The following is a 16,158-nucleotide window of genomic DNA, read 5'->3' as shown; positions in this document are numbered from 1 at the left end:
AGCCGCGATACACTCGCGGCTTGCTTCAACATTTCAGGCTATTACCGTTTCAGGCGGTAGTACGCGTCGTTCCAGCGCAGCGCATCTTTAAAGGCCGGCAGGCGCGTCTCGTCATCAATCACCAGCACTTCGATGCCGTGCAGTTCGCCGTACAGGTACATGTCCTCGACATCCAGCGCCTGGCTGAACACCGTATGGTGTGCGCCGCCCGCCAGTATCCACGCTTCAGAAGCGGTGGCCAGCGATGGCTGTGCGCGCCACAGCGCACGTGCCACCGGCAGCTTTGGCAGCGCCTGCGGTTGTTCAATGGTATCGACCACGTTGACCAGCAGACGGAAGCGGTCGCCCATATCGATGACGCTGGCGTTCACCGCGCGACCCGCCGGCGTCGAGAAAATCAGACGCGCCGGATCGGCTTTGCCGCCAATGCCGAGGAACTGCACATCAATCAGCGGCTTCTCCTCTTTGGCGATCGACGGGCACACTTCCAGCATGTGCGAGCCCAGCACCAGCTCGTTGCCCGGCGCGAAGTGGTAGGTGTAATCCTCCATAAACGAGGTACCACCGGCGCGCGTGCCGGCCTGCACTTTCAGGATGTGCAGCAGCGCGGCGGTTTTCCAGTCGCCTTCACCGGCGAAACCGTAGCCCTGAGCCATCAGGCGCTGAACCGCCAGACCGGGCAGCTGGGTCATACCGTGCAGCGTCTGGAAATTGGTGGTAAAGGCTTTACAGCCTTCGCTATCGAGGAAGCGCTTCAGGCCCAGCTCAATGCGTGCGGCATCCAGCACATTCTGCCGCTTGTCGCCGTTTACAGACGCCGCCGCGCTGAACAGATACTGGCTCTCGTATTCGTCGACCAGCGCGTTGACATCACCGTCGCTGACGCTGTTCACCACCTCAACCAGATCGCCGACGCCCCAGCCGTTAACCGCATAGCCAAACTGAATCTGCGCTGCCACTTTATCGCCTTCGGTGACCGCCACTTCGCGCATATTGTCACCGAAGCGCGCCACTTTCAGCTGCTGGCTGGCCTGCTTCGCCAGGGCAGCATTGATCCAGCGCGCAATACGCTGCTGGCTGGTTTTATCCTGCCAGTGACCGGTCACCACGCTGTGCTGCAGACCCATGCGCGCGCCAATGAAGCCGAACTCACGGCCGCCGTGCGCGGTCTGGTTCAGGTTCATAAAGTCCATGTCCATGCTGTCCCACGGAATTTCCGCATTGAACTGGGTGTGAAACTGCAGCAGCGGTTTATGCAAAATACTCAGTCCGCCAATCCACATTTTTGCCGGCGAAAAGGTATGCAGCCAGGTAATGATACCGACGCACTGGCTGTCGTGATTGGCCTCGCGGCACAGCGCCAGCGCTTCATCCGGTGATTTCACCAGCGGCTTCAGCTCAAGCGGCACCGGCAGCGTACCGGCCTGGTTGAGGCCGTCCATCACCTGGCGCGCATGCTGCTCAACCTGGCGCAGGGTTTCCGCTCCGTAGAGATGCTGTGTACCAATCACAAACCAGACTTTCTGTTCCATTCATCGCTCCTTTACTTAGCGGATGCGGCGCGCGCGGCGTACTGCGGTTCAGCCGCCCGGCACCAGTGTTGATAACGTTGATAAAGCTGCTGATAAGTCGCCACGCGCGCGCTGTCCGGCTGCAGGGTGACGGCAATCGGACTGGCCATCACCTGCTGCGCCGCCGGCACATCGGGGTAAACGCCGGCGGCAACGGCGGCAAAAATCGCCGCGCCCAGCGCGCAGCACTCATCGGAAGCGACAATGTCCAGCGGCCGGTTCATCACATCGCAGCAGGCCTGCATGATGGCAGGGGATTTGCGCGCAATGCCGCCGAGCGTCAGGATGTTCTGCACCGGAATCTGCTGCTGCTCGAAGCACTCCATGATGGCGCGCGCGCCAAAGGCGGTGGCGGCAATCAGGCCACCGAACAGCGCCGGCGCATCGGTGCCGAGGTTGAGGTCGGTAATCACGCCTTTCAGGCGCTGGTTGGCGTCCGGCGTGCGGCGACCGTTAAACCAGTCCAGCACCACCGGCAGGTGATCGAGTTGCGGATTTGCCGCCCAGGCGTCGGTCAGCTGGCGGATCAGATCCTGCTGCAGCGCGGCCAGCTGCGGCTGTAATTCTGGATGGCGCTGCGCCGCCTGCTGTAAAGGCCAGCCGAGCAGGCGACTGAACCAGGCATAGATGTCGCCGAACGCCGATTGCCCGGCTTCACAGCCGATGGCGCCCGGCATTACGCTGCCGTCGACCTGACCGCAGATGCCTTTGATCGCGCGATCGCCAACCTGTTCGCTGTCGGCGATCAGGATGTCGCAGGTCGAGGTGCCGATGACTTTCACCAGCGTGTACGGCTGTGCGCCCGCGCCAACCGCGCCCATGTGGCAGTCAAAGGCGCCACCGGACAGCACCACCTGTTCTGACAGGCCAAGACGCTGCGCCCATTCGCCCGACAGCGTGCCGACCGGCACATCGGCGGTAAAAGTATCGCTGAACAGCGGCGAATCGAGCTGTTCCACCAGCATGGGATCGAGCGCGCGAAAGAACGCCGCCGGCGGTAAACCCTGCCACTCCGGATGCCACAATGATTTGTGCCCGGCGGCGCAGCGTCCGCGGCGCAGTTCGGCCGGTGCGGTGGTACCGCTCAGCAGCGCGGGCACCCAGTCGCACAGCTCTACCCACGACACCGCCGCCTCACGCACTGCGGCATCGGCACGCGACACGTGCAAAATTTTGGCCCAGAACCATTCGGAGGAGTAAACGCCGCCGATGTAGCGGGTATAGTCGGTGAACTGGCCGCTGCGGCACAGGCGGTTGATCTCTTCGGCTTCTTCTATGGCGGTGTGATCTTTCCACAGCACAAACATAGCGTTGGGATTGCTGGCAAATTCCGGACGCAGCGCCAGAACGTTGCCGTCGCGATCGATGGGGGCCGGCGTCGAGCCGGTAGAATCGACGCCAATACCCACCACCACGGCGCGCTGCGCCGGACTTAACGCCTGCACCACGCTGACGATGGCCTGCTCCAGCGCATCAATATAATCCTGAGGATGATGACGAAAGCGGTTGGCGTGTGCATCGCAGAATTCACCCTTTGCCCAGCGCGGATAGTTGACCACCGCCTTTTCCAGCTCTTTACCGCTGTGGCACTCCACGGCCAGCGCCCGTACCGAGTCACTGCCGAAATCCAGCCCAATTGTTATGGCACCCGCGCTCATCGGGATTCTCCTGTGTGAGTTGTCTCGCTCTATCCTGGAATGGGGCGCGGGCGGCGGTTAGTCATCAGCGGCTGAGAATATGCACTTTTCTGTCATCGGCGGGGTTGTGTGATCGACAGCAAAAGTTAATGTCCGGTTAATTTTGCTGAATATATGGAGGATTTAGTCATCGTTTTGGGATGTGATACCGCTCTACATTTTTCCGCGCTTTTCCCGCTACAACTAGCCCAGCGTTTGCACAGCCTTTGTACAACCTTTGAGCTAACGCGCTGATTTTGCGCTGTACCCGAACGTGAAATCTGATTGGTAGCGTTTACACCGATTCGTTGATAACAGCGATAAAACACCATTGTGCCGGAGAGCATCATGCATAAATTCACTAAAGCACTGGCGGCCGCAGGCCTCGCCGCGCTTATGTCACAATCCGCTATCGCCGAGACCATGAAGCTCGGTTTTCTCGTCAAACAGCCGGAGGAACCCTGGTTCCAGACCGAGTGGAAATTCGCCGATAAGGCCGGCAAAGATCTCGGCTTTGAAGTGATCAAAATTGCCGTGCCGGACGGTGAAAAAACCCTGAACGCTATCGATAGCCTGGCGGCGAGCGGCGCCAAAGGCTTTGTCATCTGTACCCCGGATCCCAAGCTGGGCTCGGCCATCGTCGCCAAAGCACGCAGCTATGACCTGAAAGTGATTGCCGTGGATGACCAGTTTGTCACCGCCAAAGGCAAGCCGATGGATACCGTACCGCTGGTGATGATGGCGGCGACCAAAATCGGCGAGCGTCAGGGCCAGGAGCTGTACAAAGAGATGCAGAAACGCGGCTGGGATGTGAAGCAAACCGCCGTGATGGCGATTACCGCTAACGAACTGGATACCGCGCGCCGCCGCACCGGTGGTTCGATGGCCGCGCTGAAAGCCGCCGGCTTCCCGGAGAAGCAGATTTATCAGGTGCCGACCAAATCTAACGATATCCCGGGCGCGTTTGACGCCGGTAACTCGCTGCTGGTGCAGCATCCGGAAGTGAAGCACTGGCTGATTGTCGGCATGAACGACAACACCGTGCTGGGCGGCGTGCGCGCCACCGAAGGCCAGGGCTTCAAGGCACCGGACGTGATCGGCATCGGCATCAACGGCGTGGATGCGGTAAGCGAGCTGTCAAAAGGCGCGCCAACCGGCTTCTACGGTTCACTGCTGCCGAGCCCGGACGTGCACGGCTATAAGAGCAGCGAAATGCTCTACAACTGGGTGACCAAAGGGCAGGAGCCAGCGAAATTCACCGAAGTGACCGACGTGGTGCTGATCACCCGCGACAATTTCAAAACCGAGCTGGCGAAGAAAGGGCTGATGTAAGTCGGTTTTAAGCCGTCCTCAATGTGATGTTAATTAACAGGCAGCCGGCATAGTTCGTGCTGTAGCAAGGCGGCAAACACGTTTATCCCCGGGAGCTTACTGAGGTCAGTGACCGGGGTAATGTGCGCAGCCAACGCCGCTACGGTGCGAAATATAGAGGCTCAGGAGTTCCCATGAACACGGATCCAGCATTTCTGTCATTTCATGGCATCAGCAAAACCTTCCCTGGCGTGAAAGCGCTGCAGGATATCTCTTTTCAGTGCCGCGCCGGGGAAGTGCACGCGCTGATGGGAGAAAACGGCGCGGGCAAATCCACGCTACTGAAAATCCTCAGCGGCAGCTATCAGCCCAGCGGCGGCGAAATCCGCATCAAAGGCACAGCGAAAAGCTTCAGCAATACTGTTGATGCGCTGGATGCCGGCGTGGCGATCATTTACCAGGAGCTGCATCTGGTACCGGAAATGAGCGTGGCGGAGAACATCTATCTTGGCCACCTGCCGCACAAGCGCGGGCTGGTTAACCGCAAGCTGCTGCGCTACGAAGCCGGTCTGCAGCTGAAAAATCTTGGCATGGATATCGACCCCGACATGCCGCTGAAATACCTGTCGCTCGGTCAGTGGCAGATGGTCGAAATCGCCAAAGCGCTGGCGCGCAACGCGCGCATCATCGCCTTTGATGAACCGACCAGTTCGCTGTCGGCGCGCGAAATTGAGCATCTGTTCCGCGTGATTCGCCAGCTGCGCGAGCAGGGCCGGGTGGTGCTGTACGTGTCGCATCGCATGGAAGAAATTTTCGCGCTGAGCGATGCCATCACCGTGTTTAAGGATGGGCGCTACGTGCGCACCTTCACGGATATGGCCAATACCCACCATGACGATCTGGTGGAGGCGATGGTCGGACGCAATCTCGGAGATATCTATGGCTACGCGCCACGTGAGCTGGGCCCCGTGCGTCTGCAGCTGGACAAGGTGGAAGCGAAAGGCGTGCGGATGCCGATATCGCTGACGGTGCGAGCCGGAGAAATTGTCGGTCTGTTTGGACTGGTCGGTGCCGGCCGCAGCGAACTGATGAAAGGGCTGTTTGGTGCCACCCGGCTGCGCGCAGGCACGGTCACGCTGGACGGTAAGCAGCTCAACATCCGCGAACCGATTGATGCCATCCGCGCCGGTATCATGCTGTGCCCGGAAGATCGCAAAGCCGAAGGTATCATTCCGGTGCACTCGGTGCGCGAAAACATCAATATCAGCGCGCGCCGCCACAACCTGAATGCCGGCTGTCTGATCAAGCCGGGCTGGGAAGCGAAAAATGCGGACCACCACATTCGCTCGCTGAACATCAAAACGCCGGGCGCGCATCAGCTGATCATGAATCTGTCCGGTGGCAACCAGCAGAAGGCAATTCTGGGCCGCTGGCTGTCGGAGGAGATGAACGTGATCCTGCTCGACGAACCGACGCGCGGCATTGATGTCGGCGCCAAACATGAAATCTACAACCTGATTTATCAGCTGGCGAACAAAGGGATCGCGGTGCTGTTTGCCTCCAGCGATCTGCCCGAAGTGATGGGACTGGCCGACCGCATCGTGGTGATGCGCGAAGGTGAGATTGCCGGTGAACTGCCCCACGACGCCGCCACGGAGCAGCTGACGCTGAGCCTGGCCATGCCGAAAACCACTCAAGCGGCCGCCGTGGCCTGAGGTAAAGGAGAGTAAAAATGGCTTCATCTACCACGTCCAATACGCCACCGGTGCAGCGCAGTGGCCTGCAGCTCGGGCGCATCTGGGACAACTTCGGCATGCTGGTGGTGTTTGCGCTGCTGTTTATCGTCTGCGCCATCTTCGTGCCTAATTTTGGCACCTTTATCAACATGAAAGGGCTGGGCCTGGCGATGTCGATGTCCGGCATGGTGGCGTGCGGCATGCTGTTCTGCCTCGCCTCCGGCGATTTCGACCTGTCGGTGGCGTCGGTGATTGCCTGCGCTGGCGTCGTCACCGCCGTGGTGATCAACATGACCGAAAGCCTGTGGATCGGCGTCGCCGCCGGCCTGCTGCTCGGTATGGCCACCGGCTTCGTTAACGGCTTCGTGATTGCGCGTCTCAAAATTAACGCGCTGATCACCACGCTGGCGACCATGCAGATTGTGCGCGGCCTGGCCTATATCTTCTCCGACGGTAAAGCGGTGGGGATTGAGGATGAGCGCTTTTTCACCCTCGGCTACGCCAACTGGCTGGGCGTGCCGGCACCGATCTGGCTGACCATCGCCACCATGATCGTGTTCGGTTTCCTGCTGAACAAAACCACCTTTGGCCGCAACACGCTGGCGATTGGTGGCAACGAGGAAGCGGCGCGGCTGGCCGGGGTGCCGGTGGTGCGCACGCGCATCATCATCTTTATCCTTTCCGGGCTGGTGTCAGCGGCAGCCGGCATTATCCTGGCTTCGCGCATGACCAGTGGTCAGCCGATGACCTCGCTCGGTTATGAGCTGATCGTTATCTCCGCCTGCGTGCTGGGGGGCGTGTCGCTGAAGGGCGGTATTGGCAAGATCTCCTACGTGGTCGCCGGGGTGTTGATTCTGGGTACCGTCGAGAATGCGATGAATTTATTGAATATCTCGCCATTCTCACAGTATGTGGTGCGCGGTTTGATACTGTTAGCGGCGGTGATCTTTGACCGCTACAAACAAAAAAGCAGAACCGCCTGATCCCGCGGGCGCAGCCGCAACGCTGCGCCCCAACGTCACGCGAACCGGGAGATCCATATGTACCACCGCGAAGCGCCGAGTGAACAGCAAAATCCGTTACTGCCGGGCTATCCGTTTAACGCCTGGCTGGTGGCCGGCCTGACGCCGATCAACGCCGGCGATCAGCTCGATTTTTTTATCGATCGCCCGCACGGCATGAAAGGTTACATCCTCAATCTGACCATTAAAGGTCAGGGACGGGTGTTTGACGGGGCGTCAGCGTTTGACTGCGAGCCGGGCGACCTGCTGCTGTTTCAGCCGAAAACGCCGCACTACTATGGCCGTGCGCCGGACAGTCCGTGCTGGCACCATCGCTGGGTCTATTTCCGTCCGCGCGCCTACTGGACCGACTGGCTGCAGTGGCAGGATCAGAACCAGGGCGTTGGCCGGCTGCGGCTGCCGGATGCGCTGCGCGCCGAATTTGACCGCCTGTTTGCCAGCATCGAACAGACGCACAACTCCGGACGTCGCTTTGCCGAGGAGCTGGCGATGAATCTGCTGGAACGCCTGCTGCTGCGTGCGGTGGAAGAGGATCCGCGCAGCCATCAGCAAATTCGCGATCCGCGTGTGATTGAAGCCTGCCAGTACGTCACCAATCATCTGGCCAGCGAGGTGAAAATCGAGGAAGTGGCGCGCCACGTCTGTCTGTCGCCGTCGCGTCTGGCCCACCTGTTCCGCGAGCAGATGGGAATCAACCTGCTGCGCTGGCGCGAAGATCAGCGGGTGATCCGCGCCAAGCTGCTGCTGCAAACCACTCAGGAACCGATCGCCTCGGTGGGGCGCGAGGTCGGCTACGACGACCAGCTCTACTTTTCGCGCGTGTTCCGCAAGCGGGTGGGCGTCAGTCCGAGCGATTTCCGCCGCCGCAGTCAGGATGCGCACGACGCGCTGGTGGCCCAGGAGAGCTGGCAACCGGCACGGAGTGCGATCTCCTGAGCTTTCAGGTGATTCCGCCTTGTTCTTACTGACTGATTCGTCTTAAATCAGTCAGGTCACGAACAAGAGGAATGAGAATGAGCGATAAACTACGTGTCGGCCTGATCGGCTACGGATTTGCCAGCAAAACCTTCCATGCGCCGCTGATCGCCGGTACGCCAGACGTTGAGCTGGCGGCGATCTCCAGCAGCGATGCCAGTAAAGTGCACGCTGACTGGCCGTCGGTGCAGGTGGTGGCCGATCCTCAGGCGCTGCTGGATGACCCGACGCTGCACCTGATTGTAATTCCTACCCCGAACGACACCCATTTCCCGCTCGCCAAAGCGGCACTCAATGCCGGCAAGCATGTGGTGGTCGATAAACCGTTTACCGTGACACTGTCACAGGCACGTGAGCTCGATCAGCTGGCCAAAGCCAAAGGGCTGCTGCTGTCGGTGTTCCATAACCGCCGCTGGGACAGCGATTTCCTGACGCTGAAAACGCTGCTGAACGACGGCACGCTGGGCGAGGTGCGCTATCTGGAGTCGCACTTTGACCGTTTCCGTCCGGAAGTGCGTCAGCGCTGGCGCGAAATGAAAGGCCCGGGCAGCGGAATCTGGTTCGATCTTGGACCGCACGTGCTGGACCAGGCGTTGCAGCTGTTTGGACCGCCGGTGGCGATCAACGTCGACATGGCTGAACTGCGTCCCGGCGCGCAAACCACCGATTACTTCCACGCGGTGCTGACTTATCCCACCCGGCGCGTGGTGCTGCACGCCAGCATGCTGGTAGCGGCGGAATCGGCGCGTTTTGTGGTGCACGGCACGCGCGGCAGCTACGTTAAGTATGGGCTCGATCCGCAGGAGGACCGTCTGAAAGCCGGTGAACGTCCGCCGCGTGAAGAGTGGGGCTACGATATGCGCAACGGCACGCTGACGCTGGCCGAGGGCGAAGTGATGGTGGAGAAAGAGCTGCTGACTCTGCCGGGCAACTATCCGGCCTATTATGCGGCGATCCGCGACGCCATTGCCGGTAACGGTGCCAACCCGGTTACAGCGGAAGAGGCGATTCAGGTGATGGAGCTGATTGAGCTTGGCCTGCAGTCGGCGGAGAAACGCCAGACCCTGTCACTGAAGTAAACCGGACGGCGTTATCGCCAGCCGATCAACAAGGAGCGCAATCTGCGCTCCTTTTTTATGGCTCAGGCTGCAACGCGCTGGCGCAGCGCGGCTTTCTCCGCCTCGGTTAAAAAGGCGATGGCAATACCATTTTCCTGCGCCTGACGGATCTCGGTGGCGCTCAGGCCCGCCTGTGGCGCAGCGACCTCATATTCATGCGCCAGCTCAATGCCCTGTACCGCCGGGTCGTCAGTGTTGATGGTTGCCAGAATGCCATGCTGCAGGAACGCCTTCAGCGGATGGCTGGCCAGCGAGGCCACGGTGCTGGTCTGAATGTTCGACGTCAGGCAGGATTCAACGCCAATGCGCTGTTCGGCGAGGAAATCCATCAGCGCGCGGTCTTCAATTGCTTTGACACCGTGACCGATGCGCTCAGCGCCCAGCTCGCGGATCGCCTGCCAGATGCTCTCCGGTCCGGCGGCTTCACCGGCATGTACGGTGATGCGGAATCCGGCATCGCGGGCGCGGTTGAAGTGGCTGAGGAACTCGCTGCCCGGGAAGCCCAGTTCATCGCCGGCCAGATCGACGGCGGTGATGCCGTCGCGGTGCGCCAGCAGACCTTCCAGCTCGCGCAGGCAGGCTTCTTCGCCGAAGGTGCGGCTCATGATGCCAATCAGCTTCACATCAACGCCGTACTGCTGCACGCCCGCGCGCACACCATCAATCACCGCTTCCACCACGCCAGCGATCGGCAGCTGATGGTTCATCGCCATGTAGCCCGGTGAGAAGCGCAGCTCAGCATAATGGATACCGGCCTGCGCGGCGTCAGCGACGTTTTCCAGCGCAATGCGGCGGCAGGCGTCGAGATCGCCCAGCACTTTGACGCCCCAGTCAAGCTTCTGCAGGAAGCTCACCAGGTCCGGCTGGTTGGCGGTCACCTGCACGTGTGGACGCAGCGTATCCAGCGTATCGGCGGGCAGCGCAAGATTGAACTGACGACCTAAATCAAGGATGGTCTGGGCGCGGATATTGCCATCGAGGTGGCGGTGAAGGTCGGTGAGGGGAAGTTTCGCATCAATCATGTCGCACTCGCTGAATTAACGTAAAGTGCAGACCATTATAAAAACATCTTGCGCAACCGCGCCAGTGATTTGCGCAAAGCGGGCAGCGGATGCTGAATTAATCAGCATCCGCTGTGGTTCAGAACGATTGCAGTGCGGCAATCAGCCGGTCCAGCCCGTCATCCAGCTTGCTGCGCGGGCAGCCAGCGTTGAGACGCAGATAGCTGCGGCTGGCGCTGCCGTAAGTGCTGCCTGGCATAATCGCCACCTTATGCTGCTGGATCAGCCGCTGCTGCAGCGCGACGTCATCAATCGCCAGCGGCGCGGTGTCAATCCATGCCAGATAAGTGGCCTGCGGCGGTTGCCAGTTGAGCCCAGCAAACGCCGCGTTGAGCCGTTGCGCAATGTGCTGCATATTGGCACGCAGATAATCGCGCAGCGCGTCGAGCCAGGGGGCGCCGTGACGGTAGGCGGCAATAGTGGCAGCCAGCGCCATCACCGCCGGTGACGACAGCCCGTCCTGCTGCTTCAGCGCGTGAAACCACGCCCGGCGATCGTCCGCGTCCGGAATAATGCCCCAGGCACCGGTCAGCGCCGGAATATTGAAGCTCTTCGAGGCCGAGGTAAACAGCGCCCAGCGGCCTTGTGCCACCTCGCACCACGGCGTGTGGCGCGCCTCGCTCAGCACCATATCCATATGGATTTCATCGCTGATCACGCTCACGCCATGCCGTTCACACAGTGCCGCCATCTGCTGCAGCTCTGCGCGCTGCCACACTTTGCCGGTGGGATTGTGCGGGCTGCACAATAACATCACCTTACAGCGCGGCCGCGCCAGCAGGGTTTCCAGCTCAGCCATATCACAGCGCCATGTGTCGCCAGCGCGCTGCAACGGTAACTCCAGCACCCTGCGCTGATTCCCGATGATTGTCTGGTAAAACGCATCATAGGCGGGCGTGTGAATCAGCACTTCATCCTCCGCCTGCGTCCAGTGGCGCAGCAGCTGCGCCACCATATAAATCACCGACGGGCCGTACACCAGCGACTCTGCCGCGACCTCGCTGGCAAAGCGGCTGCGCATCCAGTGCTGCAGGGCGGAGAGGAAATCCTCGTGCTGCCAGCGGCTGTAGCCCAGCACGCCGTGATTCAGCCGCTGCTGCAACGCGTCAATGATGCAGGGAGCGGTGGCGAAATCCATGTCCGAGATGGTGAAAGGCAGCAGATCTGGCACGCCAAAGCGGTCGGCGACAAAGTCCCACTGCGTGCACCAGCTGCCGTGGCGATCCACTACCCGATCAAAATTAAACGCATGCATGTTTACACCGTCGCGCTCATCAGATGGGCCATTTCATCTTTAACCGACTGCACCTGCGGGCCAATGACTACCTGCAGATTGGTCTGGTTGAGGTGCACCACGCCGATGGCGCCGTTGGCTTTCAGCGCGGCATCGTCGACCTTGCTCATGTCGGCCACCGACAGGCGCAGGCGCGTCAGACAGTTATCCAGCGAGGTGATGTTGTCAACGCCACCCAGCGCCGCGAGAATCGCTGGCGTGTTGTAGCCGGATTTGCCCACGCCGGCGCGGCTGACCTGCTGCTCAACGCGGCTGGTTTCTGCTTCGCGGCCCGGTGTTTTGATGTTGAAGCGGGTGATGGCGAAACGGAAGATGGCGTAGTAACCCACAAACCACACGGCGGCAATCACCGGCACCCAGTACCATTTGGTCGAAAGGCCGTGCAGCACGCCAAACACTAAGAAGTCGATCACGTTACCGTCGGTATTACCGATGGTCACGCCAAGCATTGCCATCACGGTGAAGCCGAGACCGGTCAGCAGCGCGTGGATCAGATACAGTACCGGTGCGACAAACAGGAACAGGAATTCGATCGGTTCGGTGGTGCCGCCGACCACGCAGGCAACCACGCCCGAAATCAGCAGGCCTTTAATTTTGTGACGGTTTTCCGGGCGCGCGCAGTGATAAATCGCCAGCGCTGCCCCTGGCAGGCCGCCAAGGAATGCCGGCATTTTACCCTGCGACAGGAAGCGGGTGGCGCTTTCCGCGAAGCCGTGAGTTTCCGGACACGCCAGCTGCGCCTGGAAGATGGTCAGCGCGCCGCTGACGCTGTGACCACACACCTCCATGGTGCCACCGGCATCGGTAAAGCGAATAATCGCCACCAGAATATGCTGCAGGCCAAACGGCAGCAGCAGACGTTCACCGGTGCCGAAGATCATCGGGCCGAATTCGCCCGCGCTGTTGATCATCCAGCCAAGACCGGTGATCGCGCGCGCAAAAAAAGGCCAGATCAGCGGTACTACCAGCCCCAGCAGGCCCATCACCACGGTGGTGATAATCGGCACAAAGCGCGTGCCGCCGAAGAATGCCAGCGCATCCGGCAGGCGAATATTGTGAAAACGCTCGTGCAGCCAGAACACCACAATGCCGACAATCACCGCGCCGAGAATACCGGTGTCGATGGACTGAATGCCGAGAATGTTCTGCACGTTATTGGCTTTCAGCACCGCCGCATCGGTAGTCGGCAGGATCCCATTGATGTTCAGCCAGAAGTTAACGCTGAGATTGAGCACCGCAAAGCCGACGAAGCCGGCAAACGCTGCCACGCCTTTGTTTTCCCGCGCCATGCCCAGCGGAATGGCGATGGCAAACATCACCGGCAAATAGCTAAAGGCAAAGGAGCCGATTTTCGCCATCCAGATAAACAGGTATTGCAGGAACGGCTGGTCGAGCAGCGGAATCAGCGTCAGCACATCATGGCTGCTGAGTGAACTGCCGATCCCTAGCATGATGCCGCAAAACGACAGCAGCGCCACGGGTAGCATGAAGGTTTTCCCCAGGCTCTGGAAAAATTCCCAGAGCGACATTTTGGGTTGGCTGTGAGGCATAGTCTCTCCTGGCTAAAAAGTAACAAGCGGGTAAAGTGGTGGGGGATGATAAAACGTTTTATCACGGCTTTTTGTGGTGATAATCACAAAGCCTGACGAGCATCAGGCTTTATTTTTATGCGAATCAGTGTAACGTTTTACCTCTTTGAATTTTCCGGCAACGAAAAGCGTCACACTATGTCCCAGCAGAAAATCACCATCCATGATGTCGCGCAGGCCGCTGGCGTATCGGTCAGCACGGTATCGCTGGTGCTGTCCGGCAAAGGGCGCATTTCACCCGCCACCGCCACGCGGGTGAATCAGGCGATTGAGCAACTCGGCTATGTGCGTAACCGCTCGGCCTCCATGCTGCGCGGCGGTGAAAGCGGGGTGATTGGCCTGATCGTGCGCGATCTCAGCCAGCCCTTTTATGCGGCAATGACGGCGGGACTGAGTGAGGTGCTGGAGCAGCAGGGCAAAGTGCTGGTGCTGACGCAGAGTGGCCAGCACGGCCAGCATCTGCAGCGCTGTTTTGATTCGCTGGCGGCGCAGGGTGCCGATGGCATTGTGCTGGGCGGCGCGGTGGCGCAGGCGGAATCGCTGCGGCTGCAGGCGCAGGAGCAAAATATTGCGCTGATCTGCGCCGCGCGCGCCAGCAGTCTGGAGAAAGTCGATTCGCTGCGTCCGGATAACAGCCAGGCGGCGCGGATGGCCACCGAGTATCTGATCAAACAGGGACATCAGCGCATTGCCTGGGTGGGCGGTCTGGGTTCGTCACTGACGCGCGCCGAACGTATCGGCGGCTATTGCGCCACGCTGCTGCAGTACGGTTTGCCGTTTCGCCCGGACTGGATTATCGAATGTGACGATCGCCAGCAGAGCGTCTCCGCGCTGACGCAGGCGCTGCTGCATCAGCATCCGCGTATTACTGCTATCCTGGCCCACAATGCCAGCACCACGCTCGGCTGCTATTTCGGCGCGCTGCGCAGCGGCCGCACCCTCGGGGAAGATGCCGTGGACAGTTACTACACCCAGCAGCTGGCGCTGGTCGGCTTCAACGACGATCCGCAGCCTGAGCTGAACGATCCGGCATTGACGTTTGTCAGCAGTGAAGCGCGCATCGTCGGGCGGCGCGCGGCAGAACGCATATTACAGCGCCTGGCGCAGCCACAGGCCGATGTGCAGACGTTAATCGTGCCGCCGCAGCTGGTGCAGGGCCGCTAAGCCTGTCGCCCGCCCGGCGTCAGGTCATTATTCGCCACGTTTCTGTTACCGCTGCTTACCGGTTGTCAGCCGGCCTGTGATCATCGTTCTGCTTATGCATTGCGGGCCAGCAGAAAATAAAGATTAAGCTTTAGCATCAAATATTGACACGAAACTGTCATAATATGGCCAGCGTTAAATGAAAATCAACGCGTTAGCCATTTTTCTGAATTCCGCGAATTTTGTATTGATTAATATTCTTTACCGGCCGCGCCTGTATTTTATTCAGGCTGGCTGATGTTATTACCTGTCACAAAATGTGTATTTTCTTATTGTTTAGCGCGGGTTTACTTGCTCGCTGGATTTGTGACTGGCGAGGAATATACTGCCAGCTATGCTTATTTTTCCTGTGCCGGGGCACGTATGAAAATAATCGTAAATGGGAAAGGTTATCCGGAAAAGAGAAATATCATCGTCAACGATTCACACCATTATCTCAATCTGAAATATAAAAATATCTGGTTTTATCGTAACGCCGTCAGGCAGAAAATCCGCAAAGCCAATAAGTTGTTTATTTTCGCGCCGCTACCGTTCTCGGTGCCGGACGATGCGCAAATCATCCATCTTTTTAATGAAGTGGCCTGCACAAAAAAACGCTGGATGGCGACATTTGAAACCGAAATTCCGCGCGTGCTGCCGGTGCCGGGCATGGCCAAACTGCATAATCCACAATTGCAGAAACAACTCAAACTGATCGCGGCACCGCAGTGTACGGCGCTGCTGGCCATTTCCGACGCAACGAAAAAGATTCAAATCAAGCTGTTACAGGCGTTTCCGCAGCAGGCTGCAGCCATTTTGCCTAAACTGCATACGCTGCATCCGCCGCAGGCAATTATCTGTGATCGGGTCAGGCCGGTGAATCAGGCGAAGCTGACGTTCAGCTTTGTCGGCAATGAGTTTTATCGTAAAGGTGGGGCGGAAGTGGTGCTGGCCTTTAGCGAGTTGCTGGCAGAAGGCATCATTCACCCCGACAGCGTGCAGGTGAATTTAACGGGCAACCTGAAGCATCGCTATAATATCGCGCACGGCGCGCAGCAGGATGACGCACAATTTCATCAGCGGATTGAATACCTGATTAATCAGCAGGCAATCTTCAGGCATGAAACATTTTTGCAAAATGATCGGCTGATGAAAATGCTCGAACAGACCGATGTGGGATTATTACCGACCTGGCAGGATACCTACGGCTTTTCAGTGCTGGAAATGCAGGCGTGCGGCTGTCCGGTCATTACCACTAATGTGCGGGCACTGCCGGAAATAAACCCGGCTTCGGCCGGCTGGCTTATTGATTGTCCGCTGAATGATATGTTTGAAATCGCCATTGGTTCAGCGCAGGAGAAACTGGCGATCAGGGACAGGATTATTGCGCAGCTCAAACAGATCATCACGCAGATAATGGCGCAGCGCGAGGCGATCAGCACCCGCTCGGCGCGGGCGCTGCAAAGAATTAAAGACCAGCACGATCCGGCGCGCTTTCGCGCCCGTCTCGACGCCTTTTATCAGCAGACAGCACAGGTGAATCGTGCCCCGGGCGTCAGCGCTAAAGAGATTTGACCCATGAATCACGCCGGGTGGAGGAAGCGGATCCCCGGTTATCGCCGG

12 protein-coding genes are annotated in these 16,158 nt (G+C 59.3%); 7 read left to right on the top strand and 5 right to left on the bottom strand.

The features are described 5' to 3' along the window. Window positions 1-41 precede the first annotated feature (41 nt). Together araA and CBW22_RS01525 are read right to left on the bottom strand one after the other, a co-directional pair. On the bottom strand, window positions 42-1,532 hold the full coding sequence (gene araA / locus CBW22_RS01530; protein ID WP_021506181.1) for an L-arabinose isomerase: 1,491 nt from the start codon (window positions 1,530-1,532) through the stop codon (window positions 42-44). Between the two features lie 11 nt (window positions 1,533-1,543). Beyond that, window positions 1,544-3,229 carry a ribulokinase gene (locus CBW22_RS01525; protein ID WP_088515843.1) on the bottom strand — a complete coding sequence of 562 codons (1,686 nt, stop codon included), beginning with the start codon at window positions 3,227-3,229 and terminating at the stop codon, window positions 1,544-1,546. 366 nt (window positions 3,230-3,595) lie between these two features. On the opposite strand from CBW22_RS01525, the gene CBW22_RS01520 reads away from it, so the two are divergent. From CBW22_RS01520 to CBW22_RS01500, 5 genes are all read left to right on the top strand, one after another. Then, window positions 3,596-4,579 (top strand): arabinose ABC transporter substrate-binding protein, encoded by a 984-nt coding sequence (locus tag CBW22_RS01520; RefSeq protein WP_021506179.1) that lies wholly within the window; start codon window positions 3,596-3,598, stop codon window positions 4,577-4,579. 173 nt (window positions 4,580-4,752) lie between these two features. Then, the gene (gene araG, locus CBW22_RS01515; RefSeq protein ID WP_088515842.1) at window positions 4,753-6,273 is read left to right on the top strand and encodes an L-arabinose ABC transporter ATP-binding protein AraG; all 1,521 of its coding nucleotides are present in this window, start codon (window positions 4,753-4,755) and stop codon (window positions 6,271-6,273) included. Window positions 6,274-6,290: 17 nt separating this feature from the next. Continuing rightward, the gene (araH, locus tag CBW22_RS01510; RefSeq protein WP_021506177.1) at window positions 6,291-7,277 is read left to right on the top strand and encodes an L-arabinose ABC transporter permease AraH; all 987 of its coding nucleotides are present in this window, start codon (window positions 6,291-6,293) and stop codon (window positions 7,275-7,277) included. 57 nt (window positions 7,278-7,334) lie between these two features. Next, complete coding sequence (araC, locus tag CBW22_RS01505) at window positions 7,335-8,252, top strand: arabinose operon transcriptional regulator AraC (RefSeq protein WP_021506176.1); 918 nt, start codon at window positions 7,335-7,337, stop codon at window positions 8,250-8,252. Window positions 8,253-8,329: 77 nt separating this feature from the next. After that, window positions 8,330-9,370 (top strand): oxidoreductase, encoded by a 1,041-nt coding sequence (locus CBW22_RS01500; RefSeq protein WP_058780626.1) that lies wholly within the window; start codon window positions 8,330-8,332, stop codon window positions 9,368-9,370. Between the two features lie 62 nt (window positions 9,371-9,432). Here CBW22_RS01500 and add read toward each other — a convergent pair whose 3' ends face one another. The 3 genes from add to malX all read right to left on the bottom strand — a co-directional run bounded on the left by add (window position 9,433) and on the right by malX (window position 13,314). Further along, window positions 9,433-10,431 carry an adenosine deaminase gene (add, locus tag CBW22_RS01495; RefSeq protein WP_088515841.1) on the bottom strand — a complete coding sequence of 333 codons (999 nt, stop codon included), beginning with the start codon at window positions 10,429-10,431 and terminating at the stop codon, window positions 9,433-9,435. 118 nt (window positions 10,432-10,549) lie between these two features. After that, window positions 10,550-11,725, bottom strand: coding sequence for a MalY/PatB family protein (locus CBW22_RS01490; protein ID WP_088515840.1), 1,176 nt, complete (start codon window positions 11,723-11,725; stop codon window positions 10,550-10,552). Window positions 11,726-11,727: 2 nt separating this feature from the next. Beyond that, window positions 11,728-13,314, bottom strand: coding sequence for a maltose/glucose-specific PTS transporter subunit IIBC (gene malX, locus CBW22_RS01485; RefSeq protein WP_088515839.1), 1,587 nt, complete (start codon window positions 13,312-13,314; stop codon window positions 11,728-11,730). Between the two features lie 177 nt (window positions 13,315-13,491). Here malX and malI point away from each other — a divergent pair, with 177 nt between their 5' ends. Then, complete coding sequence (gene malI, locus CBW22_RS01480; protein WP_088515902.1) at window positions 13,492-14,517, top strand: Mal regulon transcriptional regulator MalI; 1,026 nt, start codon at window positions 13,492-13,494, stop codon at window positions 14,515-14,517. Between the two features lie 402 nt (window positions 14,518-14,919). Beyond that, window positions 14,920-16,110, top strand: coding sequence for a glycosyltransferase (locus CBW22_RS01475; RefSeq protein WP_088515838.1), 1,191 nt, complete (start codon window positions 14,920-14,922; stop codon window positions 16,108-16,110). Window positions 16,111-16,158 lie beyond the last annotated feature (48 nt).

It is taken from the genome of Pantoea sp. VS1 (assembly GCF_002207995.1).
Lineage (GTDB): Bacteria > Pseudomonadota > Gammaproteobacteria > Enterobacterales > Enterobacteriaceae > Pantoea > Pantoea dispersa.
This window is presented reverse-complemented; position numbering and strand designations above follow the sequence as displayed.